This is a genomic window from Streptomyces sp. NPDC023157 (assembly GCF_055560575.1).
In genome coordinates, this window is sequence record NZ_JBVHIL010000007.1 from 101,228 (window position 1) to 124,589 (window position 23,362).

25 protein-coding genes are annotated in these 23,362 nt (G+C 72.3%); 15 read left to right on the forward strand and 10 right to left on the reverse strand.

The genetic code is table 11. The features are described from left to right. Positions 1-21 precede the first annotated feature (21 nt). Positions 22-2,187, forward strand: coding sequence for an ABC transporter ATP-binding protein (locus ACZ3ZE_RS25190; RefSeq protein ID WP_467260793.1), 2,166 nt, complete (start codon positions 22-24; stop codon positions 2,185-2,187). Between the two features lie 98 nt (positions 2,188-2,285). On the opposite strand, the gene ACZ3ZE_RS25195 is transcribed toward ACZ3ZE_RS25190, so the two are convergent. Both ACZ3ZE_RS25195 and ACZ3ZE_RS25200 read right to left on the reverse strand, forming a co-directional pair. Continuing rightward, the gene (locus ACZ3ZE_RS25195; RefSeq protein ID WP_361177007.1) at positions 2,286-3,404 is read right to left on the reverse strand and encodes a sensor histidine kinase; all 1,119 of its coding nucleotides are present in this window, start codon (positions 3,402-3,404) and stop codon (positions 2,286-2,288) included. A gap of 8 nt (positions 3,405-3,412) precedes the next feature. After that, positions 3,413-4,066 (reverse strand): response regulator transcription factor, encoded by a 654-nt coding sequence (locus ACZ3ZE_RS25200; protein ID WP_361177005.1) that lies wholly within the window; start codon positions 4,064-4,066, stop codon positions 3,413-3,415. Between the two features lie 164 nt (positions 4,067-4,230). On the opposite strand from ACZ3ZE_RS25200, the gene ACZ3ZE_RS25205 reads away from it, so the two are divergent. Genes ACZ3ZE_RS25205 through ACZ3ZE_RS25220 form a run of 4 tightly spaced genes read left to right on the forward strand, consistent with a single transcriptional unit; the run spans position 4,231 to position 7,839 of the window. Then, on the forward strand, positions 4,231-4,737 hold the full coding sequence (locus tag ACZ3ZE_RS25205; RefSeq protein WP_361177003.1) for a hypothetical protein: 507 nt from the start codon (positions 4,231-4,233) through the stop codon (positions 4,735-4,737). After that, positions 4,734-5,867 (forward strand): peptidoglycan-binding domain-containing protein, encoded by a 1,134-nt coding sequence (locus ACZ3ZE_RS25210; RefSeq protein ID WP_361628906.1) that lies wholly within the window; start codon positions 4,734-4,736, stop codon positions 5,865-5,867. The genes ACZ3ZE_RS25205 and ACZ3ZE_RS25210 overlap by 4 nt, the downstream gene beginning before the upstream one ends. Continuing rightward, on the forward strand, positions 5,864-6,628 hold the full coding sequence (locus ACZ3ZE_RS25215) for an ABC transporter ATP-binding protein (RefSeq protein WP_363293079.1): 765 nt from the start codon (positions 5,864-5,866) through the stop codon (positions 6,626-6,628). Before ACZ3ZE_RS25210 ends, ACZ3ZE_RS25215 begins: the two co-directional genes overlap by 4 nt. Beyond that, positions 6,625-7,839 carry an ABC transporter permease gene (locus ACZ3ZE_RS25220; protein WP_361628900.1) on the forward strand — a complete coding sequence of 405 codons (1,215 nt, stop codon included), beginning with the start codon at positions 6,625-6,627 and terminating at the stop codon, positions 7,837-7,839. Before ACZ3ZE_RS25215 ends, ACZ3ZE_RS25220 begins: the two co-directional genes overlap by 4 nt. Positions 7,840-7,972: 133 nt before the next feature. On the opposite strand, the gene ACZ3ZE_RS25225 is transcribed toward ACZ3ZE_RS25220, so the two are convergent. Next, a complete protein-coding gene (locus ACZ3ZE_RS25225; protein ID WP_361176995.1) occupies positions 7,973-8,680 on the reverse strand; it encodes a hypothetical protein in 708 nt (235 codons plus the stop codon). Between the two features lie 209 nt (positions 8,681-8,889). Further along, the gene (locus ACZ3ZE_RS25230; protein WP_361176993.1) at positions 8,890-9,312 is read right to left on the reverse strand and encodes an ATP-binding protein; all 423 of its coding nucleotides are present in this window, start codon (positions 9,310-9,312) and stop codon (positions 8,890-8,892) included. Between the two features lie 130 nt (positions 9,313-9,442). Between ACZ3ZE_RS25230 and ACZ3ZE_RS25235 the strand changes: the two genes are divergently transcribed. The 9 genes from ACZ3ZE_RS25235 to ACZ3ZE_RS25275 all read left to right on the forward strand — a co-directional run bounded on the left by ACZ3ZE_RS25235 (position 9,443) and on the right by ACZ3ZE_RS25275 (position 15,432). Next, positions 9,443-10,267 (forward strand): helix-turn-helix domain-containing protein, encoded by an 825-nt coding sequence (locus tag ACZ3ZE_RS25235; protein ID WP_361176991.1) that lies wholly within the window; start codon positions 9,443-9,445, stop codon positions 10,265-10,267. Further along, positions 10,264-10,509, forward strand: coding sequence for a DUF397 domain-containing protein (locus ACZ3ZE_RS25240; protein WP_467260795.1), 246 nt, complete (start codon positions 10,264-10,266; stop codon positions 10,507-10,509). Before ACZ3ZE_RS25235 ends, ACZ3ZE_RS25240 begins: the two co-directional genes overlap by 4 nt. Continuing rightward, positions 10,509-11,279, forward strand: coding sequence for an SDR family NAD(P)-dependent oxidoreductase (locus tag ACZ3ZE_RS25245; protein ID WP_361176987.1), 771 nt, complete (start codon positions 10,509-10,511; stop codon positions 11,277-11,279). Before ACZ3ZE_RS25240 ends, ACZ3ZE_RS25245 begins: the two co-directional genes overlap by 1 nt. Positions 11,280-11,378: 99 nt before the next feature. Next, positions 11,379-11,771: a WXG100 family type VII secretion target gene (locus tag ACZ3ZE_RS25250; RefSeq protein ID WP_361176985.1), complete on the forward strand. Its 393-nt coding sequence runs from the start codon at positions 11,379-11,381 to the stop codon at positions 11,769-11,771. A gap of 64 nt (positions 11,772-11,835) precedes the next feature. Continuing rightward, complete coding sequence (locus ACZ3ZE_RS25255; RefSeq protein WP_361176983.1) at positions 11,836-12,135, forward strand: WXG100 family type VII secretion target; 300 nt, start codon at positions 11,836-11,838, stop codon at positions 12,133-12,135. Then, positions 12,135-13,850, forward strand: coding sequence for an RNase A-like domain-containing protein (locus ACZ3ZE_RS25260; protein ID WP_467260797.1), 1,716 nt, complete (start codon positions 12,135-12,137; stop codon positions 13,848-13,850). The genes ACZ3ZE_RS25255 and ACZ3ZE_RS25260 overlap by 1 nt, the downstream gene beginning before the upstream one ends. A gap of 14 nt (positions 13,851-13,864) precedes the next feature. Continuing rightward, entirely contained in the window at positions 13,865-14,473 is a 609-nt protein-coding gene (locus ACZ3ZE_RS25265; RefSeq protein ID WP_467260798.1) for a hypothetical protein, read from the forward strand. Continuing rightward, complete coding sequence (locus ACZ3ZE_RS25270; protein WP_361176977.1) at positions 14,474-14,782, forward strand: RNase A-like domain-containing protein; 309 nt, start codon at positions 14,474-14,476, stop codon at positions 14,780-14,782. 14 nt (positions 14,783-14,796) lie between these two features. Beyond that, positions 14,797-15,432 (forward strand): contact-dependent growth inhibition system immunity protein, encoded by a 636-nt coding sequence (locus ACZ3ZE_RS25275; RefSeq protein WP_467260800.1) that lies wholly within the window; start codon positions 14,797-14,799, stop codon positions 15,430-15,432. 47 nt (positions 15,433-15,479) lie between these two features. On the opposite strand, the gene ACZ3ZE_RS25280 is transcribed toward ACZ3ZE_RS25275, so the two are convergent. Further along, entirely contained in the window at positions 15,480-16,886 is a 1,407-nt protein-coding gene (locus ACZ3ZE_RS25280) for a cellulase family glycosylhydrolase (RefSeq protein WP_467260802.1), read from the reverse strand. 250 nt (positions 16,887-17,136) lie between these two features. Further along, positions 17,137-19,362 (reverse strand): catalase/peroxidase HPI, encoded by a 2,226-nt coding sequence (gene katG, locus ACZ3ZE_RS25285; RefSeq protein ID WP_361176972.1) that lies wholly within the window; start codon positions 19,360-19,362, stop codon positions 17,137-17,139. Positions 19,363-19,567: 205 nt separating this feature from the next. Between katG and ACZ3ZE_RS25290 the strand changes: the two genes are divergently transcribed. Continuing rightward, the gene (locus ACZ3ZE_RS25290) at positions 19,568-20,005 is read left to right on the forward strand and encodes a Fur family transcriptional regulator (RefSeq protein WP_361176970.1); all 438 of its coding nucleotides are present in this window, start codon (positions 19,568-19,570) and stop codon (positions 20,003-20,005) included. Between the two features lie 75 nt (positions 20,006-20,080). On the opposite strand, the gene msrB is transcribed toward ACZ3ZE_RS25290, so the two are convergent. From msrB to ACZ3ZE_RS25310, 4 genes are all read right to left on the reverse strand, one after another. Next, on the reverse strand, positions 20,081-20,488 hold the full coding sequence (gene msrB / locus ACZ3ZE_RS25295) for a peptide-methionine (R)-S-oxide reductase MsrB (protein ID WP_361176968.1): 408 nt from the start codon (positions 20,486-20,488) through the stop codon (positions 20,081-20,083). A 16-nt stretch (positions 20,489-20,504) separates the two neighbouring features. Further along, positions 20,505-21,914: a UDP-N-acetylmuramate--L-alanine ligase gene (murC, locus tag ACZ3ZE_RS25300; RefSeq protein ID WP_361176966.1), complete on the reverse strand. Its 1,410-nt coding sequence runs from the start codon at positions 21,912-21,914 to the stop codon at positions 20,505-20,507. Between the two features lie 92 nt (positions 21,915-22,006). Beyond that, positions 22,007-22,477 carry an indole-3-glycerol phosphate synthase gene (locus tag ACZ3ZE_RS25305; RefSeq protein ID WP_361176964.1) on the reverse strand — a complete coding sequence of 157 codons (471 nt, stop codon included), beginning with the start codon at positions 22,475-22,477 and terminating at the stop codon, positions 22,007-22,009. Positions 22,478-22,583: 106 nt separating this feature from the next. Next, entirely contained in the window at positions 22,584-23,354 is a 771-nt protein-coding gene (locus ACZ3ZE_RS25310; RefSeq protein WP_361176962.1) for a pyrimidine reductase family protein, read from the reverse strand. Between the last annotated feature and the right edge of the window lie 8 nt (positions 23,355-23,362).

Sequence of the window (23,362 nt, forward strand, 5' to 3'; positions counted from 1 at the left end):
GGGCGAGCGGGAGGAGTGCTGATGCGGCAGATGGTGTTCACGGCCCGGGAGGCGGCGAGCAGCGGCGGCAGCGGTCTGACCGGCCCCGTCGACTTCCCCGCCCCAGGACCGGAAGGGTCGGCGCGGCGTGGTCCGGTGGCCGCGCTGCGGGGCGCCGGGCGCGCCACGGCCCGCACGGTGGCGGGGCTCGGCCGGGTGCTGGCCCTGGTGTGGGCGGCGAGCCCGGGGCTCACGGTGGCGCTCGCGCTGTCGACGGTCCTGGTCGGCCTGGTGCCGGCGGCGGTCGCGATGACGGCCCGGCTGCTCGTCGACACGGTGGTGCGGGGCGCCGCGCTGCACGGTTCGGGGGACCCCGACCGGATCGCGCTCGCCGTGGACCTGCCGGGCTTCACCTGGCATCCGCCCGCGACGACGACCGTGACGGCCCTGGTGGCGCTGGCGGCCGTGCAGTGCGGGGTGTTCGCGCTGAGCGCGCTGGCGACGGCGGTGCGGAGCATCGCCCAGCAGCTGCTCCAGGAGCGGGCGACGCAGAGCGTGCAGGTGCGGGTGATGGAGCACGCGGGCCGGCTGCCGCTGTCGTTCTTCGAGGACTCCGCCTCGTACGACCTGCTGCGGCAGGCCCAGCAGGAGGCGTCGACGCGGCCGGTGATGATGATCGGCGGGGCGTTCACGCTGCTCCAGCACACGGTGACCTTCGCGAGCATGGTGGGCCTGCTGTTCGGGCTCGGGCCGCTGGTCGCGGTGGTGGCGCTGCTCGCGCCCGTCCCGGCGTTCGTCTCCGACGCGCGCTACGGGATGCGCGGCTTCCAGGTGACGCTGTGGTCCTCGCCGATCCGGCGCCGGATGGAGTACCTGTCGCGGCTGGTGTCGACCGACGCGTACGCGAAGGAGATCAAGGTCTTCGGTCTCGCGCCGTTCCTGACGGAGCGGTTCCGGCTGCTCGGCGCGGCGGCCTACCGGGCCCTGCGCGGCGTGGTGACGGCACGTCATCTCGTGGGCAACGCCTGGTCGTTGCTGACGACGCTGGCCGGTTCGCTGACGTATCTGTACGTGGCGCTGCAGGCCGTGCGCGGGCGTCTGAGCCTCGGCGACCTCATCCTGTACACGTCGGCGGCGACCGCCGTCGCGACCGCCGTCCAGGGCGTGTTCGGCGGCGCCTCCGGCATGTACGAGCACCATCTGTACCTGCGGAAGCTGTACGAACTGCTGGCCGTCCGCACCGGTTCCGAGGGCGGCCGGCCGCTGACCGGCCCGGTGCGCGGCCATCTCGTCCTGGAACACGTCACGTTCCGCTACCCGGGCGCGGAACGGCCCGCGCTCGACGACGTCTGCCTGGAGATCCCCGCCGGGGCCACGCTCGCCGTCGTGGGCCGCAACGGGGCCGGCAAGTCCACCCTGATCAAACTGCTCTGCCGACTGTACGAGCCCGACTCCGGCCGCATCCTGCTGGACGGCACCGACATCCGCGAGCTCGACCCGGAGGCGCTGCGGCGCCAGGTCGCCGCCATGTTCCAGGACTTCGTCACCTACCAGGCCACGGTCGCGGAGAACATCGGACTCGGCGACCTGCCCGGCCTGGAGGACGGCGAGCGGATCGCGGAGGCCGCCGGACGCGCCGGGGCCGCCGGGCTCGTCGAACGGCTGCCGCACGGGTACGGGACGGCGCTCGGCAAGTGGTTCGACACCGGGGTCGAGCTGTCCGGCGGGGAGTGGCAGAAGGTGGCGCTGGCCCGGGCGTTCATGCGGCGCGGGGCGCTGCTCGTCCTGGACGAACCGACGTCGGCGCTGGACGCGGAGGCGGAGCACGAACTGTTCTCCCGGCTCCGTGAGCTGGCGGCGGGCCGCACGACCGTCTACATCTCGCACCGCTTCTCGACGGTGCGGCGGGCGGACCTGATCGTCCTCATCGAGGACGGCCGGGCCGCCGAACAGGGCACCCACGAGGAGCTGATGCGCCTGGGCGGCTCGTACGCACGCCTGTTCGCCCTCCAGGCGGCGGCGTACACGGACGCGCCGGGGGCGGCGGGCGGGGGCGTCGCTCCGGCTGCGCCCGCGGTGGTCCCGGGCGCGGCTCCCGCTCCCTCCCCCGTTCCCGTGACCGGCCCGGGCCCCGGCCCCGGCCCCGGCGCGGCCAAGGCCGCCGCCATCGCGGCCGCGCTCGCCGCGAAGGGGAAGATCGTCCCGTAACCCGGCCCGTAACCCGGCCCGCAGTCCGCCCCGTACCCCGGCCTGCGGCCCATCCCACGACCGGACCCCGGCCCCTCCGGCCCCTCCGGCCCCTCCGGTCACATCGGCACCGTGACCCGGACGACGAGACCGCCGTCGGCGGGGGCGGTGAGGCCGACCGTGCCGCCGTGTGCCTGGGCGATGGAGCGGACGATCGACAGGCCCAGGCCCGCGCCGTCGCCGGTGCGGGAGAGCCTGCGGAAGGGTTCGAGGAGGCTGTCGGTCTCGCCCGGCGGGACGACCGGCCCGGTGTTGCGGACGGTGAGGGTCCCGTCGGGGCCGGTGGTGACCTCGACCGACCCGCCGGGCACGTTGTGGCGGACCGCGTTCTGCACGAGGTTGCCGACGAGCTGGTGCAGCAGGACCGGGTCCCCGGTGACCGGCAGGGGCCGCAGGTCGAGGGCGAGCCGCAGGCCGGCCGTGTGGATCGCGGGCCTGCTCTGCCCCACCGCCTCGGCGGCGATCAGGGCCAGGTCGGCGGGCTCCCGCCGGTCGAGGCCACGGTCGGTGGTGGCGAGGGTGAGCAGCCCCTCGATGAGCCGTTCGCTGCGCCGGTTGGTGTCGAGCAGCTCCTCCTGGATGCGGGGCAGGTCCTCCGGGCGGGCGCGGCCGAGCCGGATCTGGATCGCGGCCCGCTGCACGGCGAGCGGGGTGCGCAGCTCGTGGGAGGCGTTGGCGACGAAGCGGCGCTGGGCCTCGAAGGCCGCGTGCAGCCGGTCGAGGAGGGCGTCGAAGGTGTCGGCGAGGTTCTTCAGCTCGTCGTCGGGTCCGGTGAGGCCGATGCGTTCGTGGAGGGTGGCGGCGGAGAGGCGCTGGGCGGTCGCGGCGATGGTGTGCAGGGGGCGCAGGGCGCGGCCGGCGACGAGCCAGCCGAGCGCGACGGAGGCGACGAGCATGACCAGCAGGGCGAGCAGCGACATCAGCAGGAGCTGGTCGAGGGCGTCCTCGCGGAGCCGCTCGGCGAGGGCGGCGACCTGTGCTTTGGAGAGGGACGGCGCGGTGCCGGCGTACGGGGCGTCCTTGGGAAGCACGAGGACGGTGGTGCCGGTGAGACGTTCGCGGAAGAGGAGGTAGGTGAGGCCGAGGAGGAGCAGCCCGGTGACGGAGAAGAGTCCGCTGTAGAGCGCGGTGAGGCGCAGGCGCAGCGAGCGCTGCGCGGGGCGGAGGAAACGCGTCACGACGGCCTTCAGATCCGGTATCCGCTGCCGGGCAGCGTCTCGATGAGCTGGGGCTCGCCGAGTTTGGCGCGCAGCTTGCTCATGGTGATGCGGACGGCGCTGGTGAAGGGGTCGGCGTTCTCGTCCCAGGCGCGTTCCAGGAGTTCCTCGGTGGAGACGACGGCTCCCTCGGCGGCGAGCAGGACCTCCAGGACGGCGAACTCCTTGGGCGAGAGCCGCAGATACCGTCCGTCGCGGAAGGCCTGGCGGCGCGGGGTGTCCAGGGTGATGCCGGCCCGTTCGAGCACGGGCGGCAGGGCGCGGGTGGTCCGCCGTCCCAACGCCTGCACGCGGGCGACGAGTTCGGGGTACTCGAAGGGCTTGGAGAGGTAGTCGTCGGCACCGAGCGCGAACCCGGCGACGAGGTCGGTGGTCTGCCCGGCGGCGGTGAGCATGAGGATCCGGGTGCGCGCTTCGGAGGCGACGACCTCGCGGCAGACCTCGTCGCCGTGGGTGCCGGGCAGGTCGCGGTCGAGGACGAGGACGTCGTAGTCGTTGACGGTGAGGCGTTCCAGGGCCTCGTCGCCGTCGAGGGCCACGTCGACGGCCATGCCGTGGGCGCGCAGCCCCTCCGCGACCAGTTCGGCGAGCATCCGCTCGTCCTCCGCCACCAGTACCCGCATGGGTGCGCGTCCCTTCGTCGTCGCCGATGACAACAGCCCGTTGCCCGTACGGCACTCGTGATACCCGCCGCGATGTTTCGCCACCGTAAGCGGGTACGGAGACGGCCCGGCAACCCCGCCCTCGGTACATCTGTCACCACGAACGCCCGAGGATGGGAGCGCACATGACGATCACGGGACGGCTCCGGCGCGGAGCCCTGGCGGTGGCGGCCCTCGCGGCCCTGGCGACGGGGTGCGGCGGCGGTGGCGGCGACACCCCGGGGGTGGCGAGCGGCGGCGGGACCCGGTCGGCGTCGGCGTCCGCGTCGGCGTCCCCCAGCGGCAGCCGGCAGGACCAGCTCGTGGCCTTCGCGGGCTGCATGCGCGAGCACGGCATCGAGGTGGCCGACCCGGCCCCCGGCGACGAGAACGTGCAGCTGCCGCCGGGCACCAAGGGCGACACGCGGACCCAGAAGGCGCTCGCCGAGTGCCAGGGGCTGCTGGGCGCGGGCGGCAAGGAGGGCACGGACGCCACGGCGCAGGACAAGGCGGTCCGGCTGGCCCGCTGCCTGCGGGAGAAGGGCCTGGACGTGGCGGACCCGGAGCCGGGCAAGCCGCTCCAGCTGACCGGTGCGGCGAACGACCCGAAGGCGCGGACGGCGATCACCGAGTGCCGGGCGTCGGTCCGGTGACGGAGCCCCTCACCCTCACCGCCGACGAGGAGCACGAGGAGCCTCCGCCGCGCGGCCGGGGCCGCCGCGGGCTGCTGACCGGCGCCGCCGTGCTGGTGCTCGGCGCGGTCGCCGCCGGCGGGGTCGTGCTGTCGTCCCGTACGGACGGACCGGACGCCCCGGCCGCCGGGCCGCGCACGGGCACGGCGGCGGTGGTCCGCACCGACCTCGTGCAGAGCGAGCGGATCGACGGCACCCTCGGCTACGCGGGCGCGTACACGGTGACCGCGCCCCGGGCCGGCGGGATCGTCACCTGGCTGCCGGACGTCGGCGTCACCGTCACCCGCGGGCAGCGCGCGTACGCCGTGGACGGGGTCGCCGTACCCCTGTTCTACGGTGCGACCCCGCTCTACCGCACGCTGGAGGAGGACGTGGACGACGGCCCTGACGTACGGGTCGTCAAGCGCAACCTGAAGGCGCTCGGGTACGGGGACGAGCTCGCCGACGACTCCCGTTTCACGCCCGGCACGGCGGAGGCGGTACGGGACTGGCAGGAGGACCGGGGCCGCGAGCGCACCGGGAAGGTGGCCCCGGGCGAGGTACTGGTGGAGCCGGGCCCGGTGCGGGTGACGGAGATCCCCGGCATCGTCGGTGCCCCCGCCGAGGGCCCGCTGCTCCACCTCACCGGCACCCGGCGGGTCGTCACCGTGGACATGCCGGTCGGACGCCAGCAGCTCGCCAGGAACGGCGCCGCCGTCCGGGTACGGCTGCCCGGCGGGAAGGCGACGGACGGCAAGGTCTCCCGGGTGGGCACGGTGGCCCGCGCGGCGGCCACCGGCGGCCCGGACCGGCAGGCGCAGGGCGCGCCGGGCGACGCGACCGTACCGGTCGAGGTGACCCTGTCGAAGCCGGCGGACGTGGGGGCGCTGGACGGCGCCCCGGTCCAGGTCGACTTCACGAGCGAGCGCCGCGACGGCGTCCTCGCCGTCCCGGTGCCCGCGCTGCTCGCCCTCGCGGAGGGCGGGTACGCGGTGGAGACCCCGGAGGGCCGGCTGGTGCCGGTGACGCTCGGGGTGTTCGCGCAGGGCCGGGTGGAGGTCTCGGGCGCGGGGCTGCGCGAGGGGATGCGGGTGGAGGTGCCGCTGCCGTGACCGAGCCTGTGATCGAGCCTGTCGCCGACCCCGCGACGGAGCCCGTGATCGCTCTGGAGGGGGTCTCCAAGACGTACCCCGGCGGTGTCCGGGCGCTGCACGGCGTCGATCTGACCGTACGGGAGGGCGAACTCCTCGCGGTGGTCGGCCGATCCGGGTCGGGGAAGTCGACGATGCTGCACCTGATGGGGACCCTGGACGCCCCGAGCGCGGGGCGGGTGCGGCTGCGCGGCCACGACGTGGCGACGCTGACCGACCGCCAGATCTCGGCGGTGCGGGCGCGCTGGATCGGCTTCGTCTTCCAGCAGTTCTTCCTGTCGCCGGGGCGCAGCGCCGTCGACAACGTCGCCGAGGGCCTGCTCTACCACGGCATCCCGGCCCGCCGGCGTCGGGCGCTCGCCGTGGCCGCGCTGCGCCAGGTGGGCCTGGGGCACCGGCTCGGCCACCGGCCGCACGAGATGTCCGGCGGCGAGCGGCAGCGGACGGCGATCGCGCGGGCGGTCGCGATCCGCCCGTCGGTGATCCTCGCCGACGAGCCGACCGGCAACCTGGACTCGGCGGCGGGCGCGGGCGTGCTCGACCTGCTGCGGGAGCTGAACGCGCAGGGGACGACGATCGTGGTCATCACCCACGACCCGGGCCTCGCGGCGGTCCTGCCGCGCCGGGTGGAGGTACTGGACGGGCGGATCCGGGCGGACTCGGGCCGGGAGCCGATCCCGGCCCCGCACGCCTCCGCCCCGGCCCGTGGGGCGGCGTCATGACCCCCCGGGCCTCCCGTTCCGGCCTCCCCCGCCCCGCCCGTATGCCGGTCGCCGACGTGCTGCGCGTGGGCCTGGTGGGGATGCGGGCCCGGCCCACCCGGGCGGTGCTGTCCGCGCTCGGGATCGCGATCGGGATCGCCGCGATGGTGGCGGTCCTCGGGATCAGCAACGCGGGCCAGGCCGAGCTGATGAGCCGGATCAGCCGGCTCGGCACCAACCTGCTGACGGTCTCCCCCGGCCGGGACCTCTTCGGTGCGGAGGCGCGGCTGCCGAAGGACGCGGTCGAGATGGTCCGCCGCATCGGTCCGGTCCAGTCGGTCACGGCGACCGGCGCGCTGCCCGGCGTGACGGTCCGCCGCACCGACCGCATCGACCCGCTGGCGGGCGGCGGGATCGGCGTGAGCGCGGCCCGTACCGATCTGCTCGGCACGATCGGCGGCACGGTCCGCGAGGGCGGGTTCCTCAACGGGGCCACCGGCCGCTACCCGGCGGTCGTGCTCGGCTCGGTGGCCGCGCAGCGCCTCGGCATCGACCGGACGGGACGTCAGGTGTACCTGGGCGAACGCTGGTTCACGGTCACCGGCATCCTCGACCCGGTGGCGCTCGCGCCGGAGATCGACCGCTCGGCCCTCGTAGGCTGGGAGGCGGCCCGCACCCTGTTCGGCTTCGAGGGGCATCCGACGACGGTGTACGAGCGGTCCCCGGACGAGTCGGTGGAAGCGGTCCGCGCGGTCCTGGCGGCGACCGCGAACCCGGAGAGTCCGCAGGACGTCAAGGTCAGCCGCCCGTCCGACGCGCTGGAGGCGCAACTGGCCGCCAAGTCCGCGTTCACGTCGCTCTTCCTCGGCCTCGGCGCGGTCGCGCTGCTCGTCGGCGGCGTCGGCGTGGCCAACACGATGGTCATCTCCGTCCTGGAACGCCGCCCGGAGATCGGCCTGCGCCGCTCGCTGGGCGCGGGCCGCGGCCAGATCCGCCTCCAGTTCCTCACCGAGTCCGTCGCCCTCTCGGGCGCCGGCGGCACGGCGGGCGTCGCCCTGGGCGCGCTGGTCACGGCGGGCTGGTCCCTCTCCCAGGGCTGGCCGCTGGTGCTGCCGGTGGACATCCTGGTGGCGGGCGTGGCGGCCGCGGCCCTGATCGGGACGGCGGCCGGCCTGTACCCGGCGGGGCGCGCGGCCCGGCTGACACCGACGGAGGCGCTGGGGGCGGTGTGAGCCCCCGGCGCGTCGGCGGCGCGCTTCGAAGGGGCGCCCTTCAAACGGCACGACCACCACCTACGTCGACAACAGCACCCGCAGGTCCCGCCACCCCGTGGGGCTCGTTGTCCTCCGGTCGGACACGCGAAGGTCAGCGGTCCGGGTTGATGCCTCGGGCGACGGAGTTCACCCGGGCGACCTGGACCTCCGCCACATGCCGCACGTTTCCGGTGTCGGAGTCGTTCGTGTCGACGTAGGCGACGACGCTGCCGATGCGCATCACGACGAGGCTGCGGTCGCCGTCCCGGAACGCGTCGGTCTCGTCGGCGCCCGCGTCCAGGGTGAACGGCTTCGGCGGTGTGCCGTTCTCCGCGATCCGCTTCCGCCGCCGGTCCGCCAGGCCCTTCATCGCGGTGCCCGCCTGCTCCGGCGTGGCGAAGGTGAAGAGGGTGAACTCGACCTTCCGCTCGTCCGCCGAGCCGCGCGCCACCGACTCCTTCTTCCCGGCGGCCTGGAACCCGGCGCACTCCGTGCCCGTCTCGTCGGTACAGGCGACACGGCCCTCGCCGCCCTGCACCACGACGGGGTCCTGGCCGACGAAGACGTCCCCCACGTTGGCGTCGGTGGGGAGCGCGGAGAACAGTCCCGTCGCGTCGATCCAGACGGGCGGCGTCTGCGTCCCCGCCCCGGACTGCCCGCCGGAGGCAGCCGCCGCCCCCGCGCCGGCCGCCGCCGCACCGCCCGCCGTCGGAACACCCGTCCCCGCACCGCCCGCCGCCGGCGCTTTCCCGTCCTCGCACCCCGTCAGGGCGAGCGCCACCAGCGCGGCGACAGCGGCCCCCCGTACAACAGCCTTCACGTGAACTCCTCTGGCGCCCCGGCCACGGCCGGACCGCCCACGATGATCCATTGACATGCACACCCAACAACATCGGCCGCTGATCAGCCAATTCACGAGCCCTGCCCTCGCACGCTGCCCTCACACACCTGGCGCGGAGCAGCACCAGCACGGCGCGGGCTGCGGCCACGAGCAGCGCTCGGTGCAGCGCTCGGCCGTCCACGACGTGCTCACAGATCGACCTCCGCCCGAACCGTCTTCCCGACGGGCACCCGGGCCAGGACCTCCCAACGGCTCGCCAGCGCGTCGACGAGGCGCAGGCCCCGCCCCACCTCCGTGAGGCAGGGGCGGCGTTCCGTGCGGGTGTCGGAGACGTCGATACGGAGGTACGGAGCGGGCGTCGCCGGGGCGTACGAGAGCACCAGCTCGAAGTCCCGCCCCGGCACCCGCCCGTGGGTCACCGCGTTCGCGGCGAGCTCGGCGACGATCTGCGCCGTCGCGTCCGACGCCGCACTCCCGTACGGGATCCCCCAGCGGTCGAGCTGGTGGAGGGCGAGCCGTCGGGCCAGCCGGGCGCCGCGCGGAGTCGAGCTGAATCGCTGAGTGAACACACGTACGGTAACCGGCTCTTCGCGTGTCTTCTGTGAGGTCATGGGGCCAATGTGGCGACGCCCGGGGCGGGTTACCAGGTCAGAAACTCGTACGCTCGGTGAGCGTACGGGTTCGGAGGGTGGACAGTACTCGTCACCGCGCGTGACCATTCCGCTTGGAGGTGCGTGCGTGATGACGGACGGCAATGCGGAACCGGAGACCTCGGACAGCCTGAAGGCCTTCGGGGAGGTGGTCAAGGCGTTCCGCAAAAGGGCGGGACTCACCCAGGAGGAGTTCGCCCTGCGAGTGCGCTACTCGGTGGAGACGATCGCCTCCATCGAACAGGGACGGCGCCTGCCCTCGGAGAGGTTCATCGAACGGGCGGAACACGTCCTGGACGCCTTCGGGGTGATCCGGGCGGCGGCGAAACACCTGTCCCGGGAGCCGGGTCTCGCGAAGTGGTTCCTCCAGTGGGCGAAGCTGGAGGCGAAGGCGCTCTGCCTGTACACGTACGAGAACCGGCTGGTGCCGGGGCTGCTCCAGACGGAGGCGTATCAGCGGACGCTGTTCGAGGGGCAGGTACCGCTCCTGAGCGACGAGGAGATCGAGGAGAATCTCGTCGCTCGCGAGAAGAGGCAGAAGCTGCTCACCGAGCGGGTCGCCACCGCCTACAACTTCATCATCGAGGAGCACGTGCTGCGGAGGCAGACGGGCGGTCCTGAGACGCACCGCGCGCAGATCGACCACATCCTGCTCATGTCCGAGCGGCGCAACATCGAGATCCAGATCATGCCCCAGGGCAGGAGCCACCACGCGGGTCTCGGTGGGCCCTTGCAGTTACTGGAAACGCCCGACAACCATTGGTTCGCGTACTGCGAGGCCCAGCGAGGCGCGCTGCTGCTCAGGGACCCGAAAGAGGTCGGCATTCTGCAGATTCGATATGCCAGGATGCGGTCACAGGCTCTTACCCTGGAAGACTCCCAGAGCCTGTTGCGGGAGATTCGAGGAGCTACATGAGCACCACAGACCTGGCCTGGTTCAAGAGCAGCTACAGCAGCGGTGGCGACGGCGACTGCGTCGAAGTGGCTCTCTCCTGGCACAAGTCCACGTACAGCAGCAGCGGCGACGGAGACTGCGTAGAAGTCGCCACCTGCCCCACCACCATCCACGTCCGCGACTCCAAGCGCCCCCACGACGCCCAGCTGACCCTGGCTCCCGCCCCCTGGCGGGAGTTCGTCGCGGACTGCGGGCGCCTCTGATGGCGTACCTCGACGAGCTGTTCTCGCTCGCCGGCCGCACCGCCCTCGTCACCGGCGGGAGTTCCGGCATCGGGAAGGCGATCGCGCGGGCCCTCGCGGGGGCGGGGGCGTCCGTGGTGGTCGTGGCGCGGCGGGAGGCGGAGCTGAAGGCGGCTGTCGACGAGCTGGTCGCGGTGGGGGCGGAGGCCGCGTGGGTGAGCGCGGATCTGAGCAGCCGGGACGGGGTGAAGGCCGCCGCCGAGGAGGCGGCGGGGATGTTCGGCGAGCCGGACATCCTCGTCAACTCGGCCGGGATCAACCTGCGCCCGCCGCTCTCCGAGCTCTCGGAGGAGGTCTGGGACACGACCATGGCCGTGAACCTGGAGGCGCCGTTCCTCCTCGGCCAGCGGTTCGGGCCGGGGATGGCCGAGCGCGGGTTCGGGCGGATCATCCACGTCACGTCCCAGCAGGCGCACCGCGCGTTCGTGCAGTCGGGGGCGTACGGGGTGTCGAAGGGCGGTCTGGAGTCGCTGGCGCGGTCGCAGGCGGAGGCGTGGTCCCCGTACGGCGTCACGTGCAACACGCTCGTGCCGGGGTTCGTGATGACGCCGCTGAACGAGCGCCTGTCCGCCGACCCGGAGAAGGTCACCGAGCTGGCGGCGCGGACGATGGTCGGGCGGAACGGGATCGCCGAGGACTTCGAGGGGGCCGCCGTCTTCCTGGCGAGCCGGGCCTCCGCGTACGTCACGGGGCAGGCCTTGTTCGTCGACGGCGGGCTGAGCGTCCACTGAGTCCCCGGCAGTCCCCTGCGATGCCCGCGTGGCCCCCGCCTGTCGAACGTCTGTCGTAGCTCGTTGCTAGGGTTGCGGTAGCGACGAAAGGCGGGGGCCATGACCATCGACGCGCATCTGAAGACCTCGGAAGAGGATCTGACGAAACTCGCGGACGACCTCGACACGATGCAGCGTCATATCGACGGGCAGGTACGGCGGATGGACGGCATCGTCGACCGGATCGAGGCTGGCTGGAAGGGCGAGACCGGCAAGGCGTACCGGTCCCTGCACCGGGCCGCGTCCGAGGACGCCGTACGCATACGCGAAATCCTCGTCGTCCTCGAACAGGCCGTGCGGCTCAGCCGCGACGGCTTCACCGAGCAGGAGATGGAGAACCTGCGGCGGCTGCGGAAGATGGAGAGCTCCGTGGACGTGGCGGCGGAGGCCGCGAAGCTGCAGGCGCCCGAGGCCGGGGCCGACGGACCGCGCAGCACCATCCTGGACATCTGACGGGACATCCGAGAACGCATCGCATCACCCACGCATCGCATCACCAAGGAGCACGGGGGCTCTCTTGTCCGACGACCACATAGGCGTCAACTTCGGCACGCTGGGCGATCTCGCCACCGAGCTCGAAGACATCCTCAAGCAGCTGAACACCAAGCTGGAGACGCTCTACGCGCGCACGGAGAAGGTCGTGCTCGCCTGGGACGGCGAGGCGCGCGACGCGTTCGTCGACGAGCTCGACCAGTGGGACCGACAGATGCAGGACCTCCAGGCCGCCCAGAAGTGGCTGCACGAGGTCGTGACCAACGGGCAGGCCAACTACGGCTCCGCCCACCGCGCCGTGCTGCGCGGCTGGGGGGCGGCCTGATGGGGACTCCCGCCGCGCCGACCACCCCGGGCGCCGGATTCGACGTCACGCCCGCCCAGTTGAACGGGGTGGCGGGCACCGTCGTCATCCAGCAGGGCAACCTGGACAAGGCCGCCAAGGACTTCCTGCACGCCGTCAGCCAGTACATGGACTGCGGCGGCTACGGGCCAGCGGCGGAGGCCGTCTCCGCCTCGTACGTGAAGGTCGGCAACACCTTCCTCGACACCTGGGCCAAGGCCGTCGCCGGCATCGGCGGCGTCGCCACCGGCTTCGTCACCACCGCCAACAACTACGCGCGGGCCGAGGCCGCGAGCCACCCCTCCGGCACCGCGCAGCCGCAGCAGTTCCCGCTCCCCCACGTCATCGACTCCCCGCCCCACTACTCCCGGATCACGGATCTGAAGTGGGGTGACATGGACGACTATTCGAGCGGCCTCATCTCCTGGCTGCTCGAAGGCGTCCCCGACTGGGCGATGGACATCATCCGCAAGCTGCTGCACCACGTCTTCCGCTGGGGCAAGGCCGCCGACATCCTGCCGCTGCCCGACTACCAGGAGATCGACAAGCTGGCGCTCGCCTGGCTCCAGCCCGGTTTCTCCGTCGGGCAGGTCGAGGGGCTGCTCAACCAGGCCGTGGGCTCGATCTCCGACCCGAACAACGGCGAATGGCAGGCCGCCATGCGCACGTTCACCAGCTCCCTGTGGGGCACGACGGCCTGGGGCACGTCGACCGCCGGGTACGAGTGGAAGCACGACAGCGGCGGCGCGGGCACCTCGGTCGGCACCAGCGCCAGCCACCCCGTGATGACCGTCCTGTTCGACACCACGCAGGAAGTCAGCCAGGCGCTGCGGGCGTTCGCCGTGGCGGCCTCGAAAATGCGTCACGAGCTGTGGCGGATCTGGAAGAAGGCCGTCTGGGACGCGCTGCCGCACATCAAGGACGGCATCGACCTGGGCGACGTCAAGAAGATCGGCAAGAGCATCCTCTCCATGGGCCGCGACCTCGGCATCAACATCACCCTGGAGATCGACCAGGCCGCGATGAGCCGGGCCGTGACGACGTACGAGACCGAGTGCCGGGCGGTCGTGGCGCGGCTCGACAAGCTGATGCCGGCCCTGGAGGAGGCGAACAGGGCCGTCCCCACGTACCGGTCCGAGCAGGCCAGGGCGCAGGCCTTCGGGGCGCGTTCGCTCAACGAGTTCAAGCACGAGCACAAGTTCATGGTGCCCGGGCAGAACGAGGACGACTTCTACTATCCGATCGACCTGGCCAGCCAGGAAGGGCTCTACGACAGCCACCCGATCGACAAGCACGTCGGGCTCACCGACGACCAGCTGCGGATGCGGCTGCGCGACCAGCCGGGCGCGCCCGCCGCCTCCTCGTTCACGGACCTGGCGGCGGCGCAGAAGTACACGCAGTCCGTGATCAGCGACGACGCGAACGAGAACCGGATCTCGGACTGGATCGACAGCACCCGCAAGAAGATCCAGACGAATCCGAACTACGACCCCAACAAATCCGAGATCCAGCCCCCGCTCTATCTGGAATTCCCGGGACAGGACGTCGGCCGCAGCGTGTCGCGCGACGATTACACTAACGACGGCATGAACGCCAAGGCCGAAGGCAAGAACTGGGTCCAGGTGCGGCTCATCTACAAGCACGATCTCGATCCGCCGTTCATCGTGCTCACCGCCATGCCGCACAAGGGACCGTGAGAGAGGTGTGTGCCATGTTCTCGGACGGGCCGGTGGTCCGGCTCCTCGACCTCGCCGTGTCGGTACGGGACTCGGCGGGCCGCCTCTCCCTCGACACCGAGCTCAGGCGGTACGTACGGCTGGTGCGCGGCGACGCGGTGGCGCAGTGGAACTGCTCGGCGTACGCGGCGGCCGGCGCCCTCGACCTGGCCGCCGACGCGCTGGACGAGGCCCCTCCCGGCTTCCGCGAGAAGGCCGTACGGGCCGCCGGCGACACCGACCCGAAGGAATTCCTCCGGGCCCTCGCGCATTCGCTGCGTGAACAGGACCGGGCGGGATCGGCGGAATTCTCGGAACTCCCGATGGACGGCTGGGAATTCCTGCGGACATTCCCGCTCCTCTTCGGCCTCGACGCGATCCTGATGGACGAGGCGGGCCCGGTCGACACGACCGTGCGGACCCTCCTCGACAACGAGCACCCGTTCTGTACGGACCTCGCGGCCGGGTACGCGGGCGAGGCCCAGCGGGCCCGCGTCCTGTTCCCCGGCCCGGAGGGGCTGCGCCCCCGCCTGTCCTGGGCCACCCGGGACGCGCTTCTCTCGATCACGACCACCGTCGACGACCACATCCAGCGGGAGCACTGAATGACCGCGCGCCGAAACCGCGCCGCGAGCTATCCGGACCGGGAGACCGCCCAGTGGGCCACCCAGCAGGTGGTGACCCGCAACGAGCAGGTCATCCACCGCTGGCTCGCCCAGTCCACCCGGCAGCGGCTCGCCATCGAGGCGGCCTGGCCCTCGCGGACCGAGCCGGTCGGGCGGGTGCTCACCGACCCGATGGCACTCGCCGGCCGGGACGCCGTCGAGGTGCGTGCCGCCCGGGTGGTGCTGCGGCGCAGCGAGACGAGCCCGCACGGCTTCACCGTGCACTCCACCGTCCCGATCGACCTGTAGGGAAGCCGCAGCCGATGCCCCTCAAGCCCCTCGAACACGACCGGAAGTATGGCGAGCTGGACCAGGTCGTCCGCGCCCACCTCGGGCGCCGCGCCGACGACCCCGAGGCCCTGGAGGCGTACCTCCGGCACTGCTGGCGCACCCGCCCCTGGGTGATCGGCGTCGCCGAGCACCAGCTGCGCGAGTACGCCCAGAACCCGCCGGGCCGCCTGCGGCTGCGCCTCGGCGAGTACTACCCGGTGCCGGACGTGGGCGTGCCCGACGACGAGCTCCAGGACTGGCTCCGGGGCCTCGCCGACCGTCTCCGCGCCAGCGTGGAGACCGGCCAGGCCCCGCCGCCGGCGACCCCGCGCACCCACTGGGAGTGGCACGCCCGCTTCCCGGAGCTGGCCCAGCTCCTCGGCGGCTGGTTCGGCCAGGACATGCCGGAGGAGTTCGGCGACCACGACACGGCCCTCGCCGACTACCGGGAGACCACGGACGCGGGCCTGGTCGCCCAGCTCGTCGGCGAACTCCGCGATCTGCTGTCGCTCCCGCTGAGCGAGTCCGACCACGCCCTGGCCCTCACCGAACTCGGCCTGGAGGTCGACCCGCCCGAGCCCCTGGGCCCGGGCGCGTGGCTGGCGGAGCTGGCGGACCGGCTGCGCTGACCGGCAGGCGGCCCGCCTCGGTTCCGGTCGGTCCGGTCGCCCCGGTGTCAGGGCGACCGTGGCGTGACGGTCACCCGCACGGTGTCCTGCCCCGGGCTGGTGGCGAGTTGCAGGACGCGGGCGCCGGGGGGCGACACGACGTCGGCGCCCTGGCTTTCGACCTGGTAGCCGTCGGGGTAGGCGGTCAGCGGCAGGTACACCTCGGTGCGGGTTCCGGCGGGGAACGGCTGACCGGAGTCGACCCGGCGGGTGCTGTACCGGAGGGTGAACGTCCCGGTCGTACTGTCGTAGTTCCACTGCTGCGGGGTGCCGGCGAGGGCACGGGGGTACGGCCGGACGATCGCCGGGTTCATCAGGTTGGGACCGGTCGGCGGCTCCTGGGGGTGACCGGGCGTCTGGTTCTGCGGTTCGGACCAGAACATCCAGGACACCATGTTGGCGTCGAACCGGTCGGTGAGACGGGTCAGCCTCGCCGCGTCCGTGGTCGCGCCGAACTCGGTCACCACCGCTGCGACGCCTTCGGCGACGGCACGGTCCAGTCCGTTGGTCACGCAGGTGTCGTCGCCGACGCAGTAGTCGTGATAGCTCATGCCCGCCTTCGGGTCACCGGTCGGATTCGGCATCCAGTCCGGCGTTCCGAAGTCGTTGGTCAGGGAGGGCTCGTAGAACAGCAGGTGCTCCCGGTCGACCTGGCGGATCGCGTTCATCGCCTTCGCCTGGAACGGCGCGAGCACGTCGGTCTCGAACTTGGGGCAGCCCTTGGGGAAGCAGCTCGGGTAGTCCCAGCCGGGCCAGGGCTCGTTGATCAGGTCGTAGCCCAGGACGTACGGCTGGTCCGCGAAGCGTCGCGCGACGTGTGCCCACATGGCCGCGTAGTGTTCCTGCACCCCGACGCCGTCGGACGCGGCGTGGTCGCGCCAGAAGTTGGCCCATGTCTGGTTCTGTGCGGGGCTCGTGAAGTACACCAGCGGGAAGCCCGGATTCGGCTGCACGGGGAACCCGTCGGGAAACGCCGCCCACGCGGGGAACCCGCTCCAGCTCGCGCCCACCGATTCGTTGAAGGCGTCCTGGTGGGAGTCGACGAGGCTGTAGATGCCGTACCGGGCCAGCAGGTGCTGCGTCGTCCGGATCTGCTCGATGTAGGTGTCGTCGTACACGCCGGGCTGCGGCTCGACCGCGTTCCAGGCGAAGCCCAGCCGCACCGCGTTGACACCGTTGTCCGCCAGGAACTGGGCGTCCTTCTCGCCGAAGCCTCCGGCCGCGGGGAAGTACGGCGGTTTCTTGTAGACCATGTTCACGCCGTGCAGGGTGACGATCCGGCCCTGGTCGTCGGTGAGCCAGCGGCCCACGTGTCCCAGTTCGGGAACCGTCGGTGCCGCCGCGGCGGGAAGGGCCGGTCCCAGCATCAGCATCACCAGCCCGAGACACCGCGCCGCCGGGGACCTGAGGGGCATGGCATGAACCTTTCGACGGGTATGCGCCGACGACTCCTCCACACGGCTGACGCCGGAGGAGCCATGTCGCCACAGCTGTACACCGTCGGTCGCCGCACCCCCGGACGACGCGGCCGACCGGTCCCCCGAGTTCGGTGTCCGCCGCCTCCGGATGGGCCAGGCACGCACCGTCCGCGCGTGACGGCAACGAGCCCCGCCCCCGCCCGAACGGTCCGTTCGGGCGGGGGCGGGGCCGGTGTGACCTTGTCGGTCAGCGCAGGTCGAACCGGTCCAGGTCCATGACCTTGGCCCAGGCCGCGACGAAGTCCGTCACGAACTTCTGCTGGGCGTCGTCGGAGGCGTACACCTCGGCGACGGCGCGCAGCTCGGCGTTGGCACCGAAGACCAGGTCGGCACGGGTGCCGGTCCACTTGACCGCGCCGGAGGCGTCACGGGCCTCGAACGTGGTCTGGTCGTCGGAGGTGGACTGCCAGACGGTGTCCAGGTCGAGCAGGTTGACGAAGAAGTCGTTCGTCAGCTTGCCCGGGGTCTCGGTGAGGACACCGAGGGAGGACTGCGGCTGGGTGACGCCCAGCACGCGCAGACCGCCGACGAGGACCGTCATCTCCGGGGCGGACAGGGTGAGCAGGTTCGCCTTGTCGACGAGGAGGTACTCGGCGGGGAGGCGGTGGCCCTTGCCGAGGTAGTTGCGGAAGCCGTCCGCGCTCGGCTCCAGGGCGGCGAAGGACTCGACGTCCGTCTGCTCCTGGGAGGCGTCGACACGACCCGGGGAGAACGGCACCTCGACGGCGAAGCCGGCGTCCTTGGCGGCCTTCTCGACGGCCGCGCCGCCCGCGAGGACGATGAGGTCGGCGATCGAGACCTGCGCGCCGCCGGCCGCGTTGAAGGAGTCGCGGACACCCTCCAGGACGCGCAGCACCTGGGCCAGCTCGTCCGGGTTGTTGGCCTGCCAGGTGCGCTGCGGCTCCAGGCGGATGCGGCCGCCGTTGGCGCCACCGCGCTTGTCGCTGCCGCGGAAGGAGGCGGCGGCGGCCCAGGCGGCGGAGACCAGCTGGGTCACCGACAGGTCGGAGGCGAGGATCTTCTCCTTGAGGGAGGCGATGTCCGCGGCGCCGATCGGCTCGCCCTGGCGCGCCGGCAGCGGGTCCTGCCAGAGCAGCTCCTCGCTGGGGACCTCCGCGCCGAGGTAGCGCACGACGGGGCCCATGTCGCGGTGGGTGAGCTTGTACCAGGCGCGGGCGAAGGCGTCCGCGAACTGGTCGGGGTTCTCGTAGAAGCGGCGCGAGATCGGCTCGTAGATCGGGTCCAGCTTGAGCGAGAGGTCGGTGGTGAGCATCGTCGGCAGGTGCTTCTTCGACGCGTCGAAGGCGTCGGGGATGACCGCCTCGGCGTTCTTCGCGACCCACTGGTGCGCGCCGGCGGGGCTCTTGCTGAGCTCGTACTCGTACTCGAAGAGGTTCTTGAAGAAGCCGTTGCCCCACTGGGTGGGCGTCTCGGTCCAGGTGACCTCCAGGCCGGACGTGATCGCGTCCTTGCCGGAGCCCGTGCCGTAGGAGCTCTTCCAGCCGAGGCCGAGCTGCTCGATCGGCGAGGCCTCCGGGTCGGCGCCCACGTGGTCGGCGGGGCCGGCGCCGTGCGTCTTGCCGAAGGTGTGGCCGCCGGCGATGAGGGCGACGGTCTCCTCGTCGTTCATCGCCATGCGCGCGAAGGTCTCGCGGATGTCGCGGGCGGCCGCGATCGGGTCCGGGTTGCCGTTGGGGCCCTCGGGGTTGACGTAGATGAGGCCCATCTGGACGGCGGCGAGCGGGTTCTCCAGCTCGCGGTCGCCGGAGTAGCGCTCGTCGCCGAGCCACTCCGTCTCGGGGCCCCAGTACACGTCCTCGTCCGGCTCCCACTCGTCGACCCGGCCGCCGCCGAAGCCGAAGGTCTCGAAGCCCATGGTCTCCAGGGCGACGTTGCCGGTGAGGATCATCAGGTCGGCCCACGAGATGGCCTTGCCGTACTTCTTCTTGACCGGCCAGAGCAGGCGACGGGCCTTGTCCAGGCTCGCGTTGTCCGGCCAGCTGTTCAGCGGGGCGAAGCGCTGCTGACCGCCGCCGGCGCCGCCGCGGCCGTCGCTGACGCGGTACGTGCCGGCGCTGTGCCAGGCCATCCGGATCATGAGCGGGCCGTAGTTGCCGAAGTCGGCGGGCCACCACTCCTGCGAGGTGGTGAGCACCTCGGCGATGTCCTGCTTGACGGCGGCGAGGTCGAGGCCCTGGAAGGCCGCCGCGTAGTCGAACTCCTCGCCGAGGGGGTTGGCCACGGCGGGGTTCTTGGCGAGGATCTTCAGGTTGAGGCGCTCCGGCCACCACTGGCGGTTTCCGCCACCCTGCGTCGGGTGCGCGGCGCGGCCGTGCGCGACCGGGCAGCCGCCCTTGCCTTCCGCCGCCGCCTCGTCCTCGGTGACCAGGGGATCGTGCTTCTGCTCAGACATCGGTCTTTCCTTCCGAACCATTCGGATCGCGGAGCTCGGGAACTGCTGAGGCGTCGGTGTGACCGGCGCACACCCTCTTGGCTACTACTGGAGTCGATCCTATGGTGGACTCAGTCCAAGTCAATACGACAACCGGACCCGTACGGATTACCCGCGCCGCACCGGCGCTGACTCGCGCCGAGACGCGCTGCAAGGGCTGGTGACCATGAGCAACCTTCTGGAACGCCTCCGTCGACGCGGCTGGCGGATGACGGCCCAGCGCCGGGTGGTCGCCGAGGTCCTCTCCGGCGAGCACATCCACCTCACCGCCGACGAGGTGCTGGCCCGCGCCACCGCGAGACTGCCGGAGATCTCCCGCGCCACCGTGTACAACACGCTGGGCGAGCTCGTCACGCTCGGCGAGGTCCTGGAGGTCTCCAGCGTCGGCCGCGCCAAGCGCTACGACCCGAACGCCCACGAGGCCCACCAGCACCTGGTGTGCTCGGGCTGCGGCGCGGTCCGGGACGTACGTCCGGAAGGCGACCCGCTGACGGGCCTCGCGGACGCGGAGCGTTTCGGCTTCACGGTCACGGCGGTGGAGGTGACGTACCGGGGGCTGTGCCCGGAGTGCGCGGAGACCGAGCGGGCAGCCGAGCGGGCATGAAAAAGGCCCCCTCGCGGGGGCCTTCTCCCTGGTGCTCAGTAGTGCTCAGTGGTGCTCAGTGGTGCTGCGACGTGCTCAGCTCTCCGTCGGCTCCAGCGTCAGCGAGATCGAGTTGATGCAGTAGCGCTGGTCCGTCGGCGTCGGGTAGCCCTCGCCCTCGAAGACATGGCCCAGGTGCGAGCCGCAGCGGGCGCAGCGGACCTCGGTGCGGACCATGCCGTGGGAGGTGTCGTCGACCAGCTCGACCGCGGCGGTGTCCTTCGGGTCGTAGAAGGACGGCCAGCCGCAGTGCGACTCGAACTTCTCGGTGGACGTGAAGAGCTCGGCGCCGCAGGCCCGGCAGGAGTAGACGCCCTTGGTCTTCGTGTCCGTGTACTCACCGCGGAACGCGGGCTCGGTGCCGGCCTGCCGGAGCACCTGGTACTCCGACGGAGTCAGCTCGGCCCGCCATTCCGCGTCCGTCTTCTCGACCTCGTACGCCATGAGCTCGCTCCCTCTGCTACTTCGCCGACTCGTCCGGGCCGTCCAGGCGGTCCAGGATCCGCGGGCCCAGGTCCGTCACGTCGCCCGCGCCCATGGTGAGAACCAGGTCGCCGGGCTTCGCCATTCCCGCCACGACGTCCGGCACCGCGTTCTTGTCGTGCACGGGCGTGACGTCGGCGCCGGCGGCGCGGGCCGCGTCGATGATCAGCTCGCTGGTGATGCCGGGGATCGGGTCCTCGCGGGCCGGGTAGATGTCCAGGACCACGGAGGCGTCGGCGAGCGTCAGGGCCTCGCCCATCTCCCGGCCCAGCTCCTGGGTGCGGGAGAAGAGGTGCGGCTGGAAGACGACGAGGAGCCGGGAGGCCCCGGCGGCGCCGCGCATGGCCTCCAGGTCGGCGGTCATCTCGGTGGGGTGGTGGGCGTACGAGTCGATGACCTGGACGCCGGCGGCCTCGCCCTTGAGCTGGAGGCGGCGGCCGACCCCGGTGTACGCGGTGAGGGCCTGGGCCAGCCCGGCCGGGTCGATGCCGACGCGGGCGCCCGCGACCAGGGCGGCGGCCGCGTTGTGGGCGTAGTGGCGGCCGGGCACGGAGACCGTGAAGGTGTGCTCGGTGCCGTCGAGGGCGACGGTGACCTCGCTCTTCATCCCGTTGGGGACGATCGTGAGGATGCGGGCGTCGGAGTCCTCGGACTCGCCCACGGTGACGACCGTCAGGCCCTCGCGGCCGGCGACCCGGCGGGCCAGCTCGCGGGCGCCGGAGTGCTCGCCGACGACGAGGGTGCCACCGGGGCGGATCTTGGCGGCGAAGGCCTCGAAGGACTCGTAGATCTCGTCCATGGAGGCGTAGTTCGCGTGGTGGTCGAGCTCGACGTTGAGGACGATCGCGACCTGCGGGTCGTACTTCTGGAAGCTGCGGTCGCTCTCGTCGGCCTCGGCCACGAAGACCTCGCCCTCGCCGTGCCGGGCGTTGGTGCCGGGACCCGCGAGGTCGCCGCCGATGGCGTACGAGGGGTCGAGGCCGAGCTCGGTGAGCGCGACGGCCAGCATGGAGGTGGTCGTCGTCTTGCCGTGCGTACCGGCGACGGCGACGGCGCTGAGGCCGTCCATGAGGGAGGCGAGCGCGTCGGAGCGGTGCACGACCGGGATGCCGAGCTCGGCGGCGCGGGCCAGCTCGGGGTTGTCGGCGCGGATGGCGCTGGAGACGACGACGGCGGAGGCGTCGTCGGCGAGGTGCTCGGCGGCGTGGCCGATGTGCACGGTGGCGCCCAGGGCACGCAGGGACTCGGCGGTCGCGGACTCCTTGGCGTCGCTGCCGGCCACCTTGGCGCCGCGCTGGGCGAGGATCTTCGCGATGCCCGACATTCCGGCACCGCCGATGCCGATGAAGTGCGGCCGTTCCATGGCGGCAGGGATGGCGGGTGCCATGCGGATCTCTCCCCGGGGTGCGTCTGTCTGGAAGCCTCCAGCCTAGTGCGTCGGGGCGGGCGTCCTCGGACCCCCGCCCCGACGGCGCGCGGCTACTCGCTGTGCGCGAAGAGCTTCAGGACGGGTACGCCGACCTTGTGGCGGGCCCGGGAGGCCCAGTCGCGGTGGAAGAACTCCTCCACGTAGTGCGGGGCGGTCAGGACGATGACCTCGTCGGCGTTGACCTCCTCGACGACCGACTTCATCTTGTCCAGCGGGTGGTCCTCGACCACCTGTCCGACCGCCTGGCAGCCGGCGTCTCTCAGGGCCCGGAGGGAGTGCTCCAGGGCCAGCTCGGCCGGCTTGCGGGCGTCCTTGCCCTCCGGTTCGTCGCCCTCGCGGGTCGCTTCCTTCAGTTCGCCCATGGCGACGTCGTCGATGGCGCGCAGCAGTACATCGGCCTGGTCACCGCGCGGCTGCATCAGGACGACGAAGGAGACACCCTCCTCGCCGTGCAGCGTGGTGACGAAGTCCACGTCGACGGACGTCAGGGGCTTCTCGATCATCAGAACGCTTGTGAACACCTCTGGAGCCCTTCTGCGGAAACCATCCTTCCCCGTGCCCGCACGGGGACTGCGTGAGTAAGTGTGCCCAGTCGACGCAAAGCGGAACGACAAATTCCGCTGATTGTCAGATCCGACGGTAGCGGGTGAACAGGAACCCGTCCTCCTCCAGCAGCGACGCCACGGCGAAGCGGCGCGGAACGTCCACGGAGGGGCCCCCGGCGATCCGCTGGGCGCTCCCCGCCGTCATCGTCGGCGAGACGCTCAGGCACAGCTCGTCGAGCACCCCCGCGGCCACGAACTGCCCGAGCAGCCGGGGCCCGCCCTCGGTCAGCTGGCGCCGCAGCCCCCGCTCCGCGAGCAGCGCCACCACCCGCTCCGGCTCGACCCCGCGCGCCGCACCCGCGAACAGCACCTCCGCCCCGGACGCGCGGGCCTCCGCCACCCGGTCCGCTGGCGCCTGGGCGCCGGTCAGGACCAGGGTGGGCACCAGCGGCCCGGTGAAGAGCGGGAGCGAGAAGTCGAGGTCCAGGGAGGCGGTCACGACGGCGATCACCGGTGCCGGACCCTGCCCCGCCGCCGCCCGGCGGCCCGCGAAGGCCTCCCGCGCCCGGGCCGGGCGGTACCCCTCCAGGCGTACCGTCTCCGCGCCGACGACCACCACGTCCGCGAGCGCCCGCAGGGTCCCGAAGATCCGCATGTCGGTGTCGGAGGAGAGCGGCTGGGAGCGTCCGTCGTGCTGGCCGGCCCCGTCGAGCGAGGAGACCATGTTGGCCCGCAGCCAGGGACCGGAGGCCGCCTCCGCGGGGTACGCGTAGGCGTCGGCGAGCTCGTCGAGGGACCACTCCCTGTCCGAGGCCGTGGCTGTCATGTCCGTCACAGGGAACAGGCGTCGCATCCTCGCAG

What these genes read in the sequence shown, in the direction of transcription:
- ACZ3ZE_RS25240 (WP_467260795.1), top strand. Translation starts at nt 10,264, where the DNA reads ATGAGCACCACAGACCTGGCCTGGTTCAAGAGCAGCTACAGCAGCGGT.
- ACZ3ZE_RS25290 (WP_361176970.1), top strand. Translation starts at nt 19,568, where the DNA reads ATGAGCAACCTTCTGGAACGCCTCCGTCGACGCGGCTGGCGGATGACG.
- murC (WP_361176966.1), bottom strand. Translation starts at nt 21,914, where the DNA reads ATGGCACCCGCCATCCCTGCCGCCATGGAACGGCCGCACTTCATCGGC.
- ACZ3ZE_RS25250 (WP_361176985.1), top strand. Translation starts at nt 11,379, where the DNA reads ATGACCATCGACGCGCATCTGAAGACCTCGGAAGAGGATCTGACGAAA.
- ACZ3ZE_RS25265 (WP_467260798.1), top strand. Translation starts at nt 13,865, where the DNA reads ATGTTCTCGGACGGGCCGGTGGTCCGGCTCCTCGACCTCGCCGTGTCG.
- ACZ3ZE_RS25235 (WP_361176991.1), top strand. Translation starts at nt 9,443, where the DNA reads ATGACGGACGGCAATGCGGAACCGGAGACCTCGGACAGCCTGAAGGCC.
- ACZ3ZE_RS25245 (WP_361176987.1), top strand. Translation starts at nt 10,509, where the DNA reads ATGGCGTACCTCGACGAGCTGTTCTCGCTCGCCGGCCGCACCGCCCTC.
- ACZ3ZE_RS25310 (WP_361176962.1), bottom strand. Translation starts at nt 23,354, where the DNA reads ATGCGACGCCTGTTCCCTGTGACGGACATGACAGCCACGGCCTCGGAC.
- ACZ3ZE_RS25205 (WP_361177003.1), top strand. Translation starts at nt 4,231, where the DNA reads ATGACGATCACGGGACGGCTCCGGCGCGGAGCCCTGGCGGTGGCGGCC.
- ACZ3ZE_RS25220 (WP_361628900.1), top strand. Translation starts at nt 6,625, where the DNA reads ATGACCCCCCGGGCCTCCCGTTCCGGCCTCCCCCGCCCCGCCCGTATG.
- ACZ3ZE_RS25270 (WP_361176977.1), top strand. Translation starts at nt 14,474, where the DNA reads ATGACCGCGCGCCGAAACCGCGCCGCGAGCTATCCGGACCGGGAGACC.
- ACZ3ZE_RS25275 (WP_467260800.1), top strand. Translation starts at nt 14,797, where the DNA reads ATGCCCCTCAAGCCCCTCGAACACGACCGGAAGTATGGCGAGCTGGAC.
- msrB (WP_361176968.1), bottom strand. Translation starts at nt 20,488, where the DNA reads ATGGCGTACGAGGTCGAGAAGACGGACGCGGAATGGCGGGCCGAGCTG.
- ACZ3ZE_RS25230 (WP_361176993.1), bottom strand. Translation starts at nt 9,312, where the DNA reads ATGACCTCACAGAAGACACGCGAAGAGCCGGTTACCGTACGTGTGTTC.
- ACZ3ZE_RS25260 (WP_467260797.1), top strand. Translation starts at nt 12,135, where the DNA reads ATGGGGACTCCCGCCGCGCCGACCACCCCGGGCGCCGGATTCGACGTC.
- katG (WP_361176972.1), bottom strand. Translation starts at nt 19,362, where the DNA reads ATGTCTGAGCAGAAGCACGATCCCCTGGTCACCGAGGACGAGGCGGCG.
- ACZ3ZE_RS25200 (WP_361177005.1), bottom strand. Translation starts at nt 4,066, where the DNA reads ATGCGGGTACTGGTGGCGGAGGACGAGCGGATGCTCGCCGAACTGGTC.
- ACZ3ZE_RS25280 (WP_467260802.1), bottom strand. Translation starts at nt 16,886, where the DNA reads ATGCCCCTCAGGTCCCCGGCGGCGCGGTGTCTCGGGCTGGTGATGCTG.
- ACZ3ZE_RS25190 (WP_467260793.1), top strand. Translation starts at nt 22, where the DNA reads ATGCGGCAGATGGTGTTCACGGCCCGGGAGGCGGCGAGCAGCGGCGGC.